17 protein-coding genes are annotated in these 15214 nt (G+C 65.7%); 12 read left to right on the forward strand and 5 right to left on the reverse strand.

All coding sequences use genetic code 11. The annotated features are described in order from the left end of the window. Positions 1-31: 31 nt before the first annotated feature. A complete protein-coding gene (locus tag OO12_RS25960; RefSeq protein WP_034161609.1) occupies positions 32-697 on the reverse strand; it encodes a nitroreductase family protein in 666 nt (221 codons plus the stop codon). A gap of 125 nt (positions 698-822) precedes the next feature. Between OO12_RS25960 and OO12_RS25965 the strand changes: the two genes are divergently transcribed. The 3 genes from OO12_RS25965 (at position 823) to OO12_RS25975 (ending at position 3383) form a co-directional block, all read left to right on the forward strand. Continuing rightward, positions 823-1995: an acetyl-CoA C-acetyltransferase gene (locus OO12_RS25965; protein WP_034161610.1), complete on the forward strand. Its 1173-nt coding sequence runs from the start codon at positions 823-825 to the stop codon at positions 1993-1995. Beyond that, positions 1995-2777 carry an SDR family NAD(P)-dependent oxidoreductase gene (locus tag OO12_RS25970; protein WP_034161611.1) on the forward strand — a complete coding sequence of 261 codons (783 nt, stop codon included), beginning with the start codon at positions 1995-1997 and terminating at the stop codon, positions 2775-2777. Before OO12_RS25965 ends, OO12_RS25970 begins: the two co-directional genes overlap by 1 nt. 174 nt (positions 2778-2951) lie before the next feature. Continuing rightward, positions 2952-3383 carry an acyl-CoA thioesterase gene (locus OO12_RS25975; RefSeq protein ID WP_034161612.1) on the forward strand — a complete coding sequence of 144 codons (432 nt, stop codon included), beginning with the start codon at positions 2952-2954 and terminating at the stop codon, positions 3381-3383. 127 nt (positions 3384-3510) lie between these two features. Here OO12_RS25975 and OO12_RS27300 read toward each other — a convergent pair whose 3' ends face one another. Continuing rightward, the gene (locus OO12_RS27300; protein WP_052216287.1) at positions 3511-3828 is read right to left on the reverse strand and encodes a UrcA family protein; all 318 of its coding nucleotides are present in this window, start codon (positions 3826-3828) and stop codon (positions 3511-3513) included. A 108-nt stretch (positions 3829-3936) separates the two neighbouring features. Here OO12_RS27300 and OO12_RS25985 point away from each other — a divergent pair, with 108 nt between their 5' ends. Together OO12_RS25985 and OO12_RS25990 are read left to right on the forward strand one after the other, a co-directional pair. Further along, positions 3937-4863 carry a LysR substrate-binding domain-containing protein gene (locus OO12_RS25985; protein ID WP_034161613.1) on the forward strand — a complete coding sequence of 309 codons (927 nt, stop codon included), beginning with the start codon at positions 3937-3939 and terminating at the stop codon, positions 4861-4863. A gap of 83 nt (positions 4864-4946) precedes the next feature. Continuing rightward, positions 4947-6695, forward strand: a complete 1749-nt coding sequence (locus OO12_RS25990; RefSeq protein WP_034161624.1) for a chloride channel protein — start codon at positions 4947-4949, stop codon at positions 6693-6695. Here the strand turns inward: OO12_RS25990 and OO12_RS25995 are convergent. Then, positions 6692-7474, reverse strand: coding sequence for a crotonase/enoyl-CoA hydratase family protein (locus tag OO12_RS25995; protein WP_034161614.1), 783 nt, complete (start codon positions 7472-7474; stop codon positions 6692-6694). The two genes, OO12_RS25990 and OO12_RS25995, sit on opposite strands and share 4 nt — an antisense overlap. 109 nt (positions 7475-7583) lie before the next feature. Then, positions 7584-9116: an acyl-CoA synthetase gene (locus OO12_RS26000; protein ID WP_034161615.1), complete on the reverse strand. Its 1533-nt coding sequence runs from the start codon at positions 9114-9116 to the stop codon at positions 7584-7586. A gap of 113 nt (positions 9117-9229) precedes the next feature. On the opposite strand from OO12_RS26000, the gene OO12_RS26005 reads away from it, so the two are divergent. Then, complete coding sequence (locus OO12_RS26005) at positions 9230-9667, forward strand: PaaI family thioesterase (protein ID WP_034161616.1); 438 nt, start codon at positions 9230-9232, stop codon at positions 9665-9667. Further along, positions 9667-10050 (forward strand): PaaI family thioesterase, encoded by a 384-nt coding sequence (locus OO12_RS26010; RefSeq protein ID WP_034161617.1) that lies wholly within the window; start codon positions 9667-9669, stop codon positions 10048-10050. The genes OO12_RS26005 and OO12_RS26010 overlap by 1 nt, the downstream gene beginning before the upstream one ends. 27 nt (positions 10051-10077) lie before the next feature. Here OO12_RS26010 and OO12_RS26015 read toward each other — a convergent pair whose 3' ends face one another. Next, entirely contained in the window at positions 10078-11196 is a 1119-nt protein-coding gene (locus OO12_RS26015; RefSeq protein WP_034161618.1) for a PQQ-dependent sugar dehydrogenase, read from the reverse strand. Between the two features lie 197 nt (positions 11197-11393). Here OO12_RS26015 and rimP point away from each other — a divergent pair, with 197 nt between their 5' ends. The 5 genes from rimP to OO12_RS26040 all read left to right on the forward strand — a co-directional run. Next, on the forward strand, positions 11394-11963 hold the full coding sequence (gene rimP / locus OO12_RS26020) for a ribosome maturation protein RimP (RefSeq protein WP_034161619.1): 570 nt from the start codon (positions 11394-11396) through the stop codon (positions 11961-11963). Continuing rightward, positions 11963-13579, forward strand: coding sequence for a transcription termination factor NusA (gene nusA / locus OO12_RS26025; protein WP_034161620.1), 1617 nt, complete (start codon positions 11963-11965; stop codon positions 13577-13579). The genes rimP and nusA overlap by 1 nt, the downstream gene beginning before the upstream one ends. Next, on the forward strand, positions 13579-13806 hold the full coding sequence (locus OO12_RS26030) for a tautomerase family protein (RefSeq protein ID WP_034161621.1): 228 nt from the start codon (positions 13579-13581) through the stop codon (positions 13804-13806). Before nusA ends, OO12_RS26030 begins: the two co-directional genes overlap by 1 nt. Before the next feature lie 78 nt (positions 13807-13884). Further along, the gene (locus tag OO12_RS26035; protein WP_052216288.1) at positions 13885-14622 is read left to right on the forward strand and encodes a DUF448 domain-containing protein; all 738 of its coding nucleotides are present in this window, start codon (positions 13885-13887) and stop codon (positions 14620-14622) included. Next, a partial coding sequence (locus OO12_RS26040) for an IF-2-associated domain-containing protein (protein WP_034161622.1) occupies positions 14619-15214 on the forward strand: 596 nt, incomplete at its 3' end. The genes OO12_RS26035 and OO12_RS26040, both read left to right, overlap by 4 nt.

Below are 15214 nucleotides of genomic sequence, written 5' to 3' on the forward strand. Positions count from 1 at the left end.
TCGGATGGTCCCCCCCCGTGCCGGGGAGGATTTACGACCTAACCGTCAGCCATTCTTCCTCAGGAGCCCGTGAACTGCGCAAGCGGTTCGCGGGCTCTTCCGTATCTTCATAGCCGATCGCCATGCCGCAAAAGAGCATGCGTTCGCCCGGCGTGCCGAGGAACGAGGTGATCGTTTCGGGATACATCGCCCAGCATTCCTGCGAGCAGGTGGCGAGCCCCGCCTCGACCGCAAGCAGCATGACATTCTGCAGATACATGCCGAGATCGGCCCATTGCGGCGGCCCCATCTGCCGGTCGACGGTGCAGAACAGTGCCGCGGGCGCGCCGAAGAACTGGAAGTTGCGCGCGAACCACATGCGCCGCGCCGCCTTGTCCTCGCGCGGGATGCCGACCTCGCCATACATCGCCTCACCGATCGCGAAGCGGCGGTCGCGATAGGGTGCGGTGAGCGGCGCTGGGTAGATCTGATAGGCGGGCTCCTCGGTCTCGCCGGCGATCAGCTTGGCCGCGACGATCGCCTTGAGCTCGGCGAGCGGCGCATCGCTGATCACATCGACATGCCAGGGTTGCAAATTGCCGCCGGTCGCGGCGCGTGCCGCCTTCGTCACCACGTCGCGCAGCAAATCCGCATCGACCGGCGTATCGAGGAATCCACGCACCGATCGGCGTGCCGCTACGGCATCGGACACATTCATGAGCAACGCTCCGCCTGGGGCATCAAACACTCTCCATTTCGGCGATTGCGCCGGTCGCGCGACCCTTGCCGAGGACGCCGGATTGGGCAAGAGAGGTTGCAAATAGGGACTTATAGGAGAGTCGCATGGCCGAGGCATATATCGTGGATGCGGTGCGCACCGCCGGCGGAAGGCGCGGCGGCAAGCTTGCCGGCACGCATCCGGTGGACATGGCCGCGCATGTGCTCGACGCGCTGATCGCGCGAGTCGGACTCGACGGCGCCGCGGTCGACGACGTGATCATGGGCTGTGTCAGCCAGGGCGGACAGCAAGCCGGCCAGGTCGGCCGCAACGCCGTGCTCGCGGCGAAGAATCTGCCCGACAGCGTCCCTGCCGTATCGATCGACCGGCAATGCGGATCGTCGCAACAGGCGATTCAGTTCGCGGCGCAAGCCGTGATGTCGGGCACCCAGGACGTGGTCATCGCCGCCGGCGTCGAAAGCATGACGCGCGTGCCGATGGGATCGACCGCGATGCTCCACATGAAGGAAGGGCTGGGCCATTATAAGTCGCCGCTGCTCGAGGAGAAATATCCCGGCATCATGTTCAGCCAGTTCATCGGCGCGGAAATGATCGTCAAGAAGCACGGCTTCAACCGCGAGCAGCTCGACGCCTTCGCGCTGGAAAGCCACAAGCGCGCGATCGCCGCGACCGAAAGCGGCGCGTTCGAGCGCGAGATCGTCGCGATCGATGTCGAGACGCCCGAGGGCGTGGAAAGCCATCGCCGCGACGAAGGCATCCGCTACGACGCGACGCTCGAATCGATCGGATCGGTCAAGCTGCTGCAGGAGGGCGGCGCAATCTCGGCCGCCAATGCCAGCCAGATCTGTGACGGCGCGAGCGCGGTGCTGATCGTCAGCGAAGCGGCGCTGAAGGAGCATGGCCTGACCCCGATCGCGCGCATCGTCAACCTGACGGTGACCGGCGGCGACCCGGTGATCATGCTCGAGGAGCCATTGTTCGCGACCGACCGGGCGCTGAAGCGCGCGGGCATGAAGATCGAGGATATCGACCTGTACGAGGTCAATGAGGCCTTCGCACCGGTACCGCTCGCCTGGCTCAAGCATGTCGGCGCGGATCCCGCGAAGCTCAACGTCAATGGCGGCGCGATCGCGCTTGGCCATCCGCTTGGCGCGTCGGGCACCAAGCTGATGGCGACTCTGGTCAACGCGCTGCACACGCGCGGCAAGCGCTATGGCCTGCAAACCATGTGTGAAGGCGGCGGCATCGCCAATGTAACGATCGTGGAGAAACTGTAATGAAGCTCGGCAACACCATTTCCGCCGTCGTCACCGGCGGCGCCTCCGGCCTTGGCGAAGCCACCGCGCGCGCGCTTGCCGCGAAGGGGGTCAAGGTCGCGATCTTCGATCTGCAGGCCGAAAAGGGCGAGAAGGTCGCCGCCGATATCGGCGGCATCTTCTGCGAAGTGAATGTGACGTCGGATGAAAGCGTCGATGCCGGTTTCGCCAAGGCGCGTGCCGCGCATGGCCAGGAAAGCGTGCTGGTGTGCTGCGCCGGCACCGGCAATGCGGTGAAGACCGCGAGCCGGTCGAAGGAAGATGGCAGCATAAAGCATTTCCCGCTCGCCGCGTTCGACTGGCTGATTCAGATCAACCTGATCGGCACCTTCCGCTGCGTCGCCAAATCGGCCGCCGGCATGCTGACGCTCGAAGCCGGTGAGGATGGCGAGCGCGGTGCGATCGTGATGACCGCGAGCGTCGCCGCCGAGGACGGCCAGATCGGCCAGGCCGCTTATTCGGCGTCAAAGGGCGGCGTGGTCGGCATGACCCTGCCGATCGCGCGCGACCTGATGAACGAAGGCATCCGCGTCAACACCATCCTGCCCGGCATTTTCAACACGCCGCTGATGCAGGGCGCGCCGCAGCCGGTGCGGGATGCGCTGGCCGCCAGCGTGCCCTTCCCCAAGCGCCTCGGCAACGCGCCGGAATATGCCCATCTCGCGCTGACCATGATCGAGAACAGCTATTTCAACGGCGAGGATGTGCGCCTGGACGGCGCGATTCGCATGGCGCCGCGCTGACGCGCATCGTGGGGGGTCGCATGGCGCCGCGCTGACGCGCGTCGTGGTGGGGCGCATGGCGTTGCGCTGACAGCGGCGCTATGGTGTCTCCGGTCGCCTCGCGCGAGGTCGAAAACGCTGCCCTGAGACAGTGTTTCGACAACGCGTGGCGCGGACGGCAGGGGGAGACGACCAATCGCAAGACCAGAACCATGGCGGCTGGACTCCGCCAGCTATCCGCATCGCGAGGCGATCCAGACCCGGTTCCAGGACCTGGACGTGCTGGGCCATATCAACAATGTCGCGATGGCGGCCTTGTTCGAGAGCGGCCGGGTGCGCTTCAACAAGGCGATGAACCTGTCGGGCTGGCACGGCCATCGCTGGCTCGTCGCCAAGGTCGAGATCAACTATCTCGCCGAGGGACATTTTCCCGCCGATGTCGAGATCGCGACGGGGGTCGGCGATATCGGCACGCGCAGCTGGCATTTGCTGTCGGCCGCCTTTCAGCAGGGCGAGCCGATCGCGACCTGCGACACGGTGATCGTGATGAGTGGCGGCGTGAACGCTACCGCTCTCGCCGCCGATTTCCGTGCGGGACTCGAGGCGCATCGCATGCTGCGCGGGTAAGCCGCTCCCTTGGCGGTGCGCCGCCGCCGATGCGGGGTATCAGCTGAACTTGTACTTTCCCGGGCAGCAAGCGCGCCCGGGATCAGCCGCGTCGCCACGGCTGATCCCGAGCGCGGCTCCGCGGGAATCAACGCGCCGCCATGAATGTCACCGCGGTCGGCGCGGCGGCGGCCAATACCCTGGTGCGCTGTGCCGCGACCGTCGCATACATCGTCTTGCGGCACCGATACGCCGCCATCTTGCGACCGAGTTCACCGGCCGTCAGATCGGGGCAAACCGCATCGATGGCCCGGGAAATCCGGCGATCGAGCTGCTTGATCCCCGCCGCGCTGCGCAAGTCGAGGTCGCTATGGGAGATATGGATGTCGCGATGGATATCCTGCGCGACCGCCGCGCCCGGTATGCCGACGGAAAGAAGGAGGGCGGGGAGAATGATCTTCAACATGGCTAAGTCCTTATGGGTCGTGGATGACACCGTCTTTTTGCGGCAACCGCTTTCCCGACGCCAACAAAGCGTTGGACCTAAACTATAAGTTTGACTTATATATTCGCGATGCGCCGCATTCCACCGCTTGCCGCGATTCGCGTGTTCGAAGCCGCCTCGCGGCACGGCAATTTCAGCCGCGCCGCCGAGGAACTCGGGCTGACCCAGGCGGCGGTGAGCTATCAAATGAAATTGCTCGAGGAACGGCTGGGAGCATCGCTGTTCCAGCGCCAGGGGCGCGGCATGGTGCTGACCGATCTTGGCCGTCGCATCGCGCCGCGCGTGATCGATGCCTTCACCTCGCTCGGCGAAGCATTTGCGATAGCCGAAACGGAGAATGATTCGGTCTTGAGCATCACCGCGCCACGCACCTTCGCGACCAACTGGCTGTCCGGGCGGCTGGGCAATTTCCACGCCATCCGCCCCGATTTGTCGGTACGCCTCGACGTCTCCGACCAGATGGTCGATCTGGCGTCGAGCGAGTTCGACGTGGCCATTCGCGGCACCTCGGCCCCGCCGGCCGGGCTTGTCGCTCATTTCCTCATGCGCATGCCGGTCACGCCGCTGGCGAGTCCGGCCTTCCTGGCGGCGCATCCGCTGAGGACACCGGCCGACCTGCTCACGGTCACGCGCCTGTCGCCCGACGATGACTGGTGGGACCTGTGGTTCGATTCGCTGACCGACCTGGATTCGAATGGCCGGACGCACACCGGCATCCGCTTCGAATCGCAAGTGCTGGAAGGGCATGCCGCGATTGCCGGCCATGGTGTCGCGATCGTCAGTCCGCCGATGTTCCAGGCCGCGATCGATGCCGGATTGCTGGTGCAGCCGTTCGACCATATCGCGACCTATCGCAACGCATTCTGGCTGCTCTATCCGGAGCATAAGCGAAACCAGCCAAAGGTCCGCGCACTCCGCGACTGGCTGCTCGACGAAGTGAAGCGCGCCGCCGGCGATGACCCTTATGGGATATTGCAGCCGCTGCCTGATTTGTGAGCCGCACTGGATACCTCGGCGAACGAGGCGTATCGGCGCAATCTTCTGCAAACGCACCGAGCGGCCCCTTGTCCTTCACGCGACTGTCCTTCACGCGACGCCTCATCCTGCCATGGGCCTGGGCCCGCCGCCGCGTTCGAGCAAGCGAAGCGGCGTTCATTCTGCTGGCGGTCCTGGTCGGCGCCGCCGCCGGCCTTTCGAGCATCGCTCTCGGGGCCGTCGCCCGCACGCTTCAGCATTGGCTCTTCGCCCTGCCCCATGATGCGCGGCTGAGCGCGATGCCCGCGCTCTCCGGCTGGGCGCTGCTCGCCTTGCCGCTCGGCGGCGGCGTGCTCGCCGCCTTTTCCTGGGTGGTCGGCGCGCGCAGACGGCGTCTGGTCGACGCCGTGGAAGCGAACGCGCTTCATGGCGGGCGCATGTCGATGTCCGACAGCCTGGTCATATCCGGGCAGACCGTCCTATCGAACGGGTTCGGCGCCTCGGTCGGCCTTGAGGCCGCTTATGCCCAGATCGGCGGCGCGATCGCGTCGATCGCGGGCACCGCGCTTCGATTGCGCCGGGCCGATCTGCGCAACCTTGTCGGCGCCGGCGCGGGCGCGGCGATTGCCGCTGCCTTTGGTGCGCCGCTGGCCGGCGCCTTTTACGGGTTCGAGATCGTGATCGGCGCCTATACGCCATCGGCCATCGCGCCGGTGGTGGCAGCGACACTGACGGCGGTGTTCGTGTCGCAATCGTTCGGCGTTCAGCCTTATGTGATCGATGCTGCGGCCGGCGGCGCGATCGAGACGCATCACTACCTGATCTATGCCGGACTCGGTGCGCTGTGCGCGGTGATCGGCATCGCCTTGATGCGCGCCGTCGCGCTGGTGGAAACGGGTACGCGCTCGATCCCGCTCCCGGGCTGGTCCCGCCCATTGATCGGCGGCATGCTGCTCATGCCGATCGCCGCCTGGTCGCCGCAGATATTATCGGCCGGCCATGGCGCATTGCACGCCGACCTGGCCGCCGGCGCCTCGCTGGGGTTCGTCGCCACGATCCTGATCGCCAAAAGCGCGGCGTCGGTGGTGTCGCTTGGCTTCGGATTTCGCGGCGGCCTTTTTTTCGCATCGCTGTTTCTGGGCACGCTGATCGGCCATCTTTTCGCCGGCGCCCTGACCGCAGCCACCGGTATTGCGATCGTGGATGCGCATAATGCGGCACTTGTCGGCATGGCGGCGCTGGCCGTCGCGATCGTCGGCGGGCCGATGACCATGGCGATGCTCGTACTGGAGGCGACTCATGATTTCGCGTTGACCGGCGCGGTATTGGCGGCTTCGCTCGTGTCTTCGACGATCGTGCGCGAGACGTTCGGCTATAGCTTCTCGACCTGGCGGCTCCATCTGCGTGGCGAAACGATCAAGAGCGCGCGCGATGTCGGCTGGGTCAGGACGCTGACCGCCGGGCGGATGATGCGGCGGGAAACCCGGGCGACGCCTGCGTCCATTACGATCGCTGAGTTCCGTCATCGTTTCCCATTGGGCGCGACGAGCCGGGTGGTGCTGGTCGACGACGACGGACGCTATGCCGGTATCGTCCAGACACCCGCGGCATATGCGGAAGGCATGGACACCACCGCGCCGATTGGCAGCATTGCCGTCAATGGCGACGCGGCGCTGGTTCCCGAACTGGACATCGCGGCGGTGATGAAGCGCTTTGACGCATCCGGCGCCGACGAAATGGCTGTTCTGGACAGCGACCGGCGCGTGCTCGGCATCCTGTCGGAATCATTCGTCCGGCGTCGCTATGCCGAAGAAATCGAAAAGGCACAGCGCGAGATGTTCGGGGAAGACTAATCCCGAAACACGGGTACGCGCTTCTCCATATTGGCCATCACGGCCTCGACCTGGTTGGGCTGGCGGATCACCTTCAATTGCTCGACCGTCTCGGCTTCGAGCATCGTCACCGGATCCGCGTCGTGCGCCATGTTGCACAGCCGCTTCGCACCGCGCACCGCGTGCGGATTGCGGCTGGCGATTTCGACCGCGAGCGTCATCGCCGCGGCACGGGGATCGTCGGCGATGTGCGAGATGAAGCCATGCCGGAGCGCATCATCGGGGCCGAATTCGCGCGCGGTATAAGTCAGTTCGCGCAAGACATCGTCGCGCACCAGGCTGCGCCATAGCGGAAAACCGCCCATGTCGGGGACCAGCCCCCAATGCAGCTCGCGGATCGCGAAACGCGTGGCCGGCGCGGCAATGCGGATATCGGCGCCCGACATGATCTGGAACCCGCCGCCGAGCGCGACGCCATGGACCGCGGCGATCACCGGCATCGGCAGCGTGCGCCAGCCGATCGACACCTGTTGGACAAGATTGGCGCCGTCCCAGGGGCGCGACGACAATTCGAGCCCCGAGCCGCCCGTGGCCATGCTGCCCATGTCGAGCCCGGCGCAGAAGCCGCGCCCCTCCCCCGACAAGATCACCACCCGGACATCGTCCCGGCCCGCGAGCGCGTCGATCGCATCGGCAATGCCCTGGAACATCGCCGGGTCGATCGCATTCATCTTGTCGGCGCGAGTCAGCCGGACATCGGCGATATGGTCGGTGACGGTGATGGATACGCGGTCGTTCATGTAAACCTCCGTTCGCCCTGAGCCTGTCGAAGGGCCGCTCTTTCCGTTCCCGGGGCGTCGCGAAAGGACGGTGCTTCGACAGGCTCAGCACGAACGGGGATGAGTTGCGCTAGACGATCCGGCTGCCGGTTTCGCCCCAATAGCGGTCGCGAAGCAGCCGTTTGTAGAGTTTGCCCGTCGCGTGGCGCGGCAGTTCCGCCGTGAAGTCGATCTGGCGTGGGGTCTTCACCCCCGACAATTCGGCGCGGCACCAGGCGGTCAGCTCGGCGGCGAATTCCGGGCTCGCCTCGGCCATGTCGATCGGCTGGACCACGGCGATCACGCGCTCGCCCATTTCCGCATCCGGCCCGCCGATCACCGCGACATCGGCGACGCGCGGATGCGTGATCAGACGATTCTCGATTTCCTGCGGATAGATGTTCACGCCGCCCGAAATGATCATGAAGCTCTTGCGATCAGTGAGGTAGAGGAAGCCGTCGGCATCGATCCGCCCGATATCTCCGAGCGTCGTCCACCCTTTCGCATTGCGTGCCTCGGCGGTCTTGGCCGGGTCATTGTGATATTCGAACACGCCGCCGCCCTCGAAATAGATCAGCCCTTCCTCGTCCGGCCCCAGTTCCTCGCCGGCGTCGCTGCAGATGTGCAACGCGCCATAAGCCGCCTTGCCGACCGAGCCGGGATGGGCGAGCCATTCCGCCGAGTTGATCGTGGTCAGGCCATTGCCTTCCGACCCGGCATAATATTCGAACAGCACTGGCCCCCACCAGTCGATCATCGCCTGCTTGACCGGCACCGGGCAGGGCGCGGCGGCATGGATCGCGACTTTCAGCGTCGACAGGTCGTGACGCGTGCGGGCCGCTTCGTCGAGCTTGAGCATGCGCACGAAATGCGTCGGCACCCATTGGCTCGCGGTGACGCCGTAACGCTCGATCGCGGCGAGCGCGGTTTCGGGGGTGAAATGCCGCATCATCACGACGGTGCCGCCAAGCCGCATCGCGGTCATCGACCAGCGCAACGGCGCGGCATGATAGAGCGGCGCGGGGCTGAGATAGATCGTGTCCGGACCAAGGCCGTAGAGCGCCTGCGCCAGCATCGCCAGCACATTGGGCGTCGCGATCCCCGGATCCTCGGGCAGCGCGACGCGAACACCCTTGGGTCGTCCGGTCGTGCCCGAGGAATAAAGCATGTCGGCGCCGGCGCGCTCGTCGGCGACCGGCGTGTCGGGCATCGCCGCGACCGCCGCGGTCCAGTCCTCCCATCCCGCCACACCGCCGATCGCAAGGCCGATACAGCCGGCAAGGTCGAGCTTTTCCGCCACATCGCCTTGCGCGGCGGAGGCGATGAGCAGCTTCGCACCCGAATCGCGCAGGATATAGTCGACCTCGGGCGCGGTCAGTTTCGACGAGATGCAGACGTAGAATAGCCCAGAGCGCTGCGCGCCCCAGGCGATGTCGTAGAATTCAGGGATATTATCGAGGAACAGTGCGATCGTATCGCCGATCGCCAGCCCGCGGGCGCGAAACAGGTGCGCGGCGCGGTTGGAGCGGCGGTCGAGCTCGGCAAAGCTGATCGTCTCGCCGGTTTCCGCAACGATCAGCGCCGCCTTGTCGGGTGTCGCGGCGCCATGAATGCTGGGATGCACCCGTCTCTCCTCGTTTTGTTTTGCAACCTAATGCTAGACGCGGGCCGCGACACCCGCAACGCCCGAATCCGGCCCAGCTTGCCTTGATCGCACCGCCGTGTAGAGCGCGGGGCATGACCACATCCGGCTTCGTCTTCGATCCCGAACGCTTTCTGCGCAACGGCGCGGGCGGCCATGGCCGTCGGCTCGGCCTGCATTACCATGCGCATGGCCCCGACTGGGTCGAGCTCGCCCTGCCTTATAGCGAGGACCAGATCGGCGACCCGGCGAGTGGCGTGATCGCCTCCGGCCCGATCCTGTCGATGATGGACATGGCGACAAGCATGTCGGTCTGGCTGAAGCTCAACGGCTTTCGCCCGCATGCGACGCTTGACCTGCGCGTCGATTATCTGCGTCCCGCGACCCCCGGCAAGACCGTGATCGGACGCGGCGAATGCTATCGCCTGACCCGCCTGATCGCGTTCGTGCGCGGCACGGCGCATGACGGCGATCCCGCCGACCCGCTGGCGCATGTCGCAGGCACTTTCATGGCGCCGGAGGGCTATCGCTGATGCTGCCGCCTTATGCCGACCTGCTTGGTCTGACCATCGATCCGGACAGCCAGGACGGCGTGCCGGTGCTGATCATGCCGTTCCGCGACGACGTGCTGGGGCGGCCCGGCTTCCTGCATGGCGGGGCGATCAGCGGGCTGATGGAGATGGCGGCGATCGCCGCCCTGCAACAGGCGCTGGCGGCCGACGGCGGCGGGCGGATCAAACCGATCAACGTCACCGTCGATTTCATGCGCGGCGGCCGCGACAAGCCGACTCGGGCGCAGGGCGTCGTCACGCGGCTCGGCAATCGCGTCGCCAATGTCGAGGCGACGGCCTGGCAGGATGATCCCGCCAAACCGATCGCGGCGGCGCGGATGAATTACATGGTGGCGCGCGGCTAGGTCATTCCTCCCTGGCGCCGGGAGGATTCAGCTCTTCGGCGTCAGCCTGATCAGCCGCCCCTGCGACCCGTCGCCACCATCCTCCAGCACCCAGATCGCACCGTCCGGACCCTGTTCGACCTCCCGGATGCGTGCGCCCATGTCCCATTGGTCGCCCTTTTTCGCATTGGTCCCGTCGAGATCGACGCGCAGCAACGCCTGTGACGACAGGCCACCGATGAATGCGTCGCCCTTCCATGCCGGGAACAGATCGCCCGAATAGATCATCAGCCCGCCGGGCGAGATCGACGGGTTCCACCAGACCTTCGGCGCTTCGAAACCGTCATCGGGCTTGTGGTCGGGAATGTCGCGGCCGTCATAATGGCTGCCGTTCGATGCCCTGGGCCAGCCGTAATTCTTGCCCGCAACGATCAGATTGACCTCATCACCGCCCTTCGGGCCCATTTCCTGCTCCCACAGATTGCCCGCCGAATCGAACGCGATGCCAAGCAGATTTCGATGGCCATAGGACCAGATCGCGGGGTCGAAACCCTTTGCGGCAAGCGGATTTCCCGCTGCTGGCTTGCCGTCTGGCGTGAGCCGCAACACCTTGCCAAGCGTGGCCTTGGGGTCCTGCGCGGGGTCGAATTTCTGCCGCTCGCCATTGGTGAAGAAGAGATATTTGCCGTCAGGCGAAAAGGCGATACGGCCCGAATAATGGCCATCGCCCTCGACATAAGGGTGCGCACGGAAGATCACCGCAGCGGCCTCGATCCGGGTGGCATCGTCACTCAGCTTGCCGCGCGCCAGCGCCACACCCTTGCCGCCCGGGCCGGATTCCGAGAAGCTGAAATAGACCAGCCTGTCCTGCGCAAAGCCGGGTGACAGGACCACATCCATCAACCCGCCCTGCCCCGCACTATCGACCGGCAGCGTTCCCGACACGGTTTTCGTCTGCTTCCCGTCCGCCGATACCAGCTTCAGCTGCCCGGCCTTCTCAGTCACCAGCATCCGCCCGTCGGGCAGGAACGTCATCGCCCAGGGCGAATCGAAATCGGCCATGACCGTCCTGGTGAAGGGCACATCGCCGCTTGCGGCAGCGGGTGCGGCCTGGTTGGCGGTACAGGCGATCAGCAAGGTGGGCAGGGTCAGATAAAGCAGGCGCATCTCGGCTCTCCAGTCGATCGATCCGGCCGGTCAAACGATCCCGAACCCAATGGATCGTGCCATTGGTGCCGGGGCCGCTTGCCAGCCCTATGCGATCAGCCTATATCGCACTCGCGCTTTCTCTACATCGTTGATTGATGAAGAGGCTGCGGGCTACGGCTCGCGGCGGTGCCGAGACGTATTCATTCGGAGAGCAGATGGCGGATATCGCCAAATTGACGGCACTGATCGAACCCGAGGCCCAGGCTTTGGGATTCGACCTGGTGCGCGTGAAATTGTTCGGCGGCGCCGGCGACATCACTCTGCAGGTGATGGCCGAGCGTCCCGACACGCGCCAGCTGACGATCGACGATTGCGCCGATTTGTCGCGCCGCATCTCCGACCTGCTCGACGAAGCCGATCCGATCGAAAGCGAATACCGCCTCGAAGTGTCGTCGCCGGGCATCGACCGCCCGCTGACGCGACTCGGCGACTTTGCCGATTGGGCCGGACATGAAGCGCGCATCGTGCTGACCGCGCCGGTCGAGGGCCGCAAGCAGCTGACCGGTAATCTGGTCGGGGTCGAGGGCGACCGCATCACGATCGACGTGAACAAGCATCAGGAAATGACCATCGGGTTCGACCAGGTCGCCGATGCGAAATTGCTGTTCACCGACCGGCTGCTCGCCGCGACCCGGCCATTGTCGGCCGAGGGCGCGGACGAAGAAGAATTCGAAGAAGGCGAGCTCGAAGCCGCCGATACCAACACCAGTGAAGGGCAAGATTGATGGCCACTGCCGTTTCCGCCAACAAGGCAGAATTGATCGCGATCGCGAATGCCGTCGCGACCGAGAAGATGATCGATCGCGGTATCGTGATCGAGGCGATGGAAGACGCGATTCAACGCGCGGCCCGCGCGCGCTACGGCGCCGAGAACGACATTCGCGCCAAGCTGGATGCGAACACTGGCGACCTTCGCTTGTGGCGCGTCGTCGAAGTGGTCGAGGCGGTCGATGATTATTTCAAGCAGGTCAATCTGAAGGAAGCGCAGAAGCTCCAGCCCGGTGCGGTGGTCGGCGACTATATCGTCGATCCGCTGCCCCCGATCGAGTTCGGCCGTATCGCGGCGCAGGCCGCCAAGCAGGTGATCTTCCAGAAGGTTCGCGACGCCGAGCGCGAGCGTCAATATGAGGAATTCAAGGACCGCATGGGTGAGATCATCACCGGCGTGGTGAAGCGGGTCGAGTTCGGCCACGTCGTGGTCGATCTGGGCCGCGCCGAAGGCGTGATCCGCCGCGACGCGCAGATCCCGCGCGAAGTGGTGCGCGTCAACGACCGCATCCGCAGCCTGATCCTCAACGTGCGCCGTGAAAATCGCGGCCCGCAAATCTTCCTCAGCCGCGCGCATCCCGACTTCATGAAGAAGCTGTTCGCGCAGGAAGTGCCCGAAATCTACGACGGCATCATCGAGATCAAGGCGGCCGCGCGCGACCCGGGCAGCCGTGCCAAGATCGGCGTCATCTCGCATGACAGCTCGATCGATCCGGTCGGCGCCTGCGTCGGCATGAAGGGCAGCCGCGTGCAGGCGGTCGTGCAGGAAATGCAGGGCGAGAAGATCGACATCATTCCCTGGTCGCCCGACACCGCGACCTTCGTGGTCAACGCGCTGCAGCCGGCATCGGTATCGCGCGTGGTGATCGACGAGGAAGAGGACCGCATCGAAGTCGTCGTGCCCGACGATCAGCTGTCGCTCGCCATCGGCCGTCGCGGCCAGAATGTCCGCCTCGCCAGCCAGTTGACCGGCAAGGCGATCGACATCCTGACCGAGGCCGACGCGTCGGAGAAGCGCCAGAAGGAATTCGCCGAGCGCACCGAGATGTTCCAGACCGAGCTCGATGTCGACGAGACGCTGGCGCAGTTGCTGGTCGCCGAAGGCTTTGGCGCGCTGGAAGAAGTGGCTTATGTCGAGGCCGACGAAATCGCCTCGATCGAAGGGTTCGACGAGGACCTCGCCGCTGAGCTGCAAAGCCGCGCGACCGAAGCGCTCGAGCGCCGCGAGGAAGCCAATCGCACGCTGCGCCGCGAACTCGGCGTGTCCGACGAACTGGCGACCATGCCGCACCTCAACGAGGCGATGCTGGTCACGCTGGGCAAGGCCGGCATCCTGACGCTCGACGATCTTGCCGATCTGGCGACTGACGAGCTGGTGCAGAAGAAGCGCCAGGAACAGCGTCGCCGCGCCGAGAGCGAGAATAAGCGCCCCGAGGACAAGGGTGGCGTACTCGGCGAATATGGCCTGTCGGAAGAACAGGGCAATGAGATCATCATGGCCGCGCGCGCGCACTGGTTCGACGATGAGGAAGCAGCGCCGGCTGCCGACGCATCGGAGGAGAGTGAAGCGTAATGCCATTCGTCAGCATCCGCATATCGGGAACCGCGACGCGCGATCAGAAAGCGGGGATCGTCGCCGACGTCACCGCATCCCTGGTCTCGCGCCTCGGCAAGAACCCGGCTGCGGTGCAGATCGTGATCGAAGAAGTGTCGACGGAGAATTACGGTGCGGGCGGTCAGCTGATCGCCGATCGTGATACGCCGCAGAGGGAGGACGCGCATGCGGTTCCCTCACAATGACGCGCTAGGGCTACAGACATTCCCTCATTGCCCCGGACTGGTTCCGGGGTTCGCAGCGATGCGGGTGGAGGCGTGCGCATGACCGCCGCCGACCCGATCCGCCGCTGCATCCTGCTTGGCGACCGCGCGCCGCGGCATGCGCTGGTGCGGCTTGCCCTGTCGCCGGATGGCGACATTCTCCCCGATGTCCGTGCCAAGGCGCCAGGACGCGGCGCATGGATCGGCGTGACCAGGGCCGAGCTTGAGGTCGCGATCAAAAAGGGCAAGCTCAAGGGCGCGCTCGCACGCGCTTTCAAGACCGGACCCGTGATCATTCCCGACGATTTGCCGGCCCGGATCGAATCCGCGCTGGAACGTGCCGCGCTCGACCGGCTCGGGCTCGAATCCCGTTCCGGCGGGCTCTTCTCGGGCTCGGACAAGATCGAGGCCGCCGCGCGTTCTGGGAAGCTGCATCTGCTGCTGCACGCGTCCGACGCGGGCACCGACGGCAACCGCAAACTCGACCAGGCGTGGCGCGTCGGCAACGACGAAGAAGGCAGCGCCCGCAGGGGCTTGGTTCTGCCAGTACCCCGCACCATATTGGCCGTGGCACTGGGCCGGCAAAATGTGGTACATATCGGCCTGACTGATCCCGATGCAGCCAAGAGGGTGAGCGAAGCGCTTCACCGCTGGCTGCATTTCATCGGCCCTGACCCATCTTCCGTGCCTTGCGAAACGGCCTCGCAGGGCGCATCGCCGTCTGAATCCGGAAACGGGAACGACGGCGACGAACAACAAAACGATCCGGCCGACGAGAATTACGAGGAATCCGAGTGAGCGATACGGACAACGAGAAGCCGAAACTGGTCATGCGCCAGCCATTGGGGCTGAAGCGCACGGTCGAGACAGGCCAGGTGAAGCAGAGCTTCAGCCATGGCCGCCAGAACACCGTGCAGGTGGAGGTAAAGCGGCGCCGTATCCTCGGTCCGACCGCCACCCCGGCGACGCCGGTCGTCGAGGAGACCGCAGCCCCCGCACCAGTGGCACCGCGGCCTGCGCCGCCGGCACCGGTTTCGCCCGCCAATTCCTTGCTGTCGCGCCAGGAGCTGCAGACCAAGCTGCTGCGCGAAGCCGACGAATCGCGCATGAACGCGCTGGAGGAATCGCGTCGCCGCGAGGAACGCGAGCGTATCGAAGCGGCCGAAGAGGCCCGCCGTCGCGCTGACGAAGCGCGCCTGGCCGGCGACGCGCCCGATTCCCCCGCTGCGCCGGAGCCTGCGCCGACTCCGCCCGCACCGGCTCCGGTAGCCGAGCCCGCGCCGGTCGAAGCCGCGGCCCCGGTCGTCGCGACGCCAGCCCCGGCGCCCGTGCCCGCCCCGGTTGCGTCTGCCCCGGTTGCGCCCGCGGCGCCGCCCGCACCGCCCAAGCC

This window comes from Sphingomonas sp. ERG5, from assembly GCF_000803065.1.
Taxonomy (GTDB): Bacteria; Pseudomonadota; Alphaproteobacteria; order Sphingomonadales; family Sphingomonadaceae; genus Sphingomonas.

What these genes read in the sequence shown, in the direction of transcription:
- OO12_RS25960 (WP_034161609.1), bottom strand. Translation starts at nt 697, where the DNA reads ATGAATGTGTCCGATGCCGTAGCGGCACGCCGATCGGTGCGTGGATTC.
- OO12_RS25965 (WP_034161610.1), top strand. Translation starts at nt 823, where the DNA reads ATGGCCGAGGCATATATCGTGGATGCGGTGCGCACCGCCGGCGGAAGG.
- OO12_RS25970 (WP_034161611.1), top strand. Translation starts at nt 1,995, where the DNA reads ATGAAGCTCGGCAACACCATTTCCGCCGTCGTCACCGGCGGCGCCTCC.
- OO12_RS27300 (WP_052216287.1), bottom strand. Translation starts at nt 3,828, where the DNA reads ATGTTGAAGATCATTCTCCCCGCCCTCCTTCTTTCCGTCGGCATACCG.
- OO12_RS25985 (WP_034161613.1), top strand. Translation starts at nt 3,937, where the DNA reads ATGCGCCGCATTCCACCGCTTGCCGCGATTCGCGTGTTCGAAGCCGCC.
- OO12_RS25995 (WP_034161614.1), bottom strand. Translation starts at nt 7,474, where the DNA reads ATGAACGACCGCGTATCCATCACCGTCACCGACCATATCGCCGATGTC.
- OO12_RS26005 (WP_034161616.1), top strand. Translation starts at nt 9,230, where the DNA reads ATGACCACATCCGGCTTCGTCTTCGATCCCGAACGCTTTCTGCGCAAC.
- OO12_RS26010 (WP_034161617.1), top strand. Translation starts at nt 9,667, where the DNA reads ATGCTGCCGCCTTATGCCGACCTGCTTGGTCTGACCATCGATCCGGAC.
- OO12_RS26015 (WP_034161618.1), bottom strand. Translation starts at nt 11,196, where the DNA reads ATGCGCCTGCTTTATCTGACCCTGCCCACCTTGCTGATCGCCTGTACC.
- rimP (WP_034161619.1), top strand. Translation starts at nt 11,394, where the DNA reads ATGGCGGATATCGCCAAATTGACGGCACTGATCGAACCCGAGGCCCAG.
- nusA (WP_034161620.1), top strand. Translation starts at nt 11,963, where the DNA reads ATGGCCACTGCCGTTTCCGCCAACAAGGCAGAATTGATCGCGATCGCG.
- OO12_RS26030 (WP_034161621.1), top strand. Translation starts at nt 13,579, where the DNA reads ATGCCATTCGTCAGCATCCGCATATCGGGAACCGCGACGCGCGATCAG.
- OO12_RS26035 (WP_052216288.1), top strand. Translation starts at nt 13,885, where the DNA reads ATGACCGCCGCCGACCCGATCCGCCGCTGCATCCTGCTTGGCGACCGC.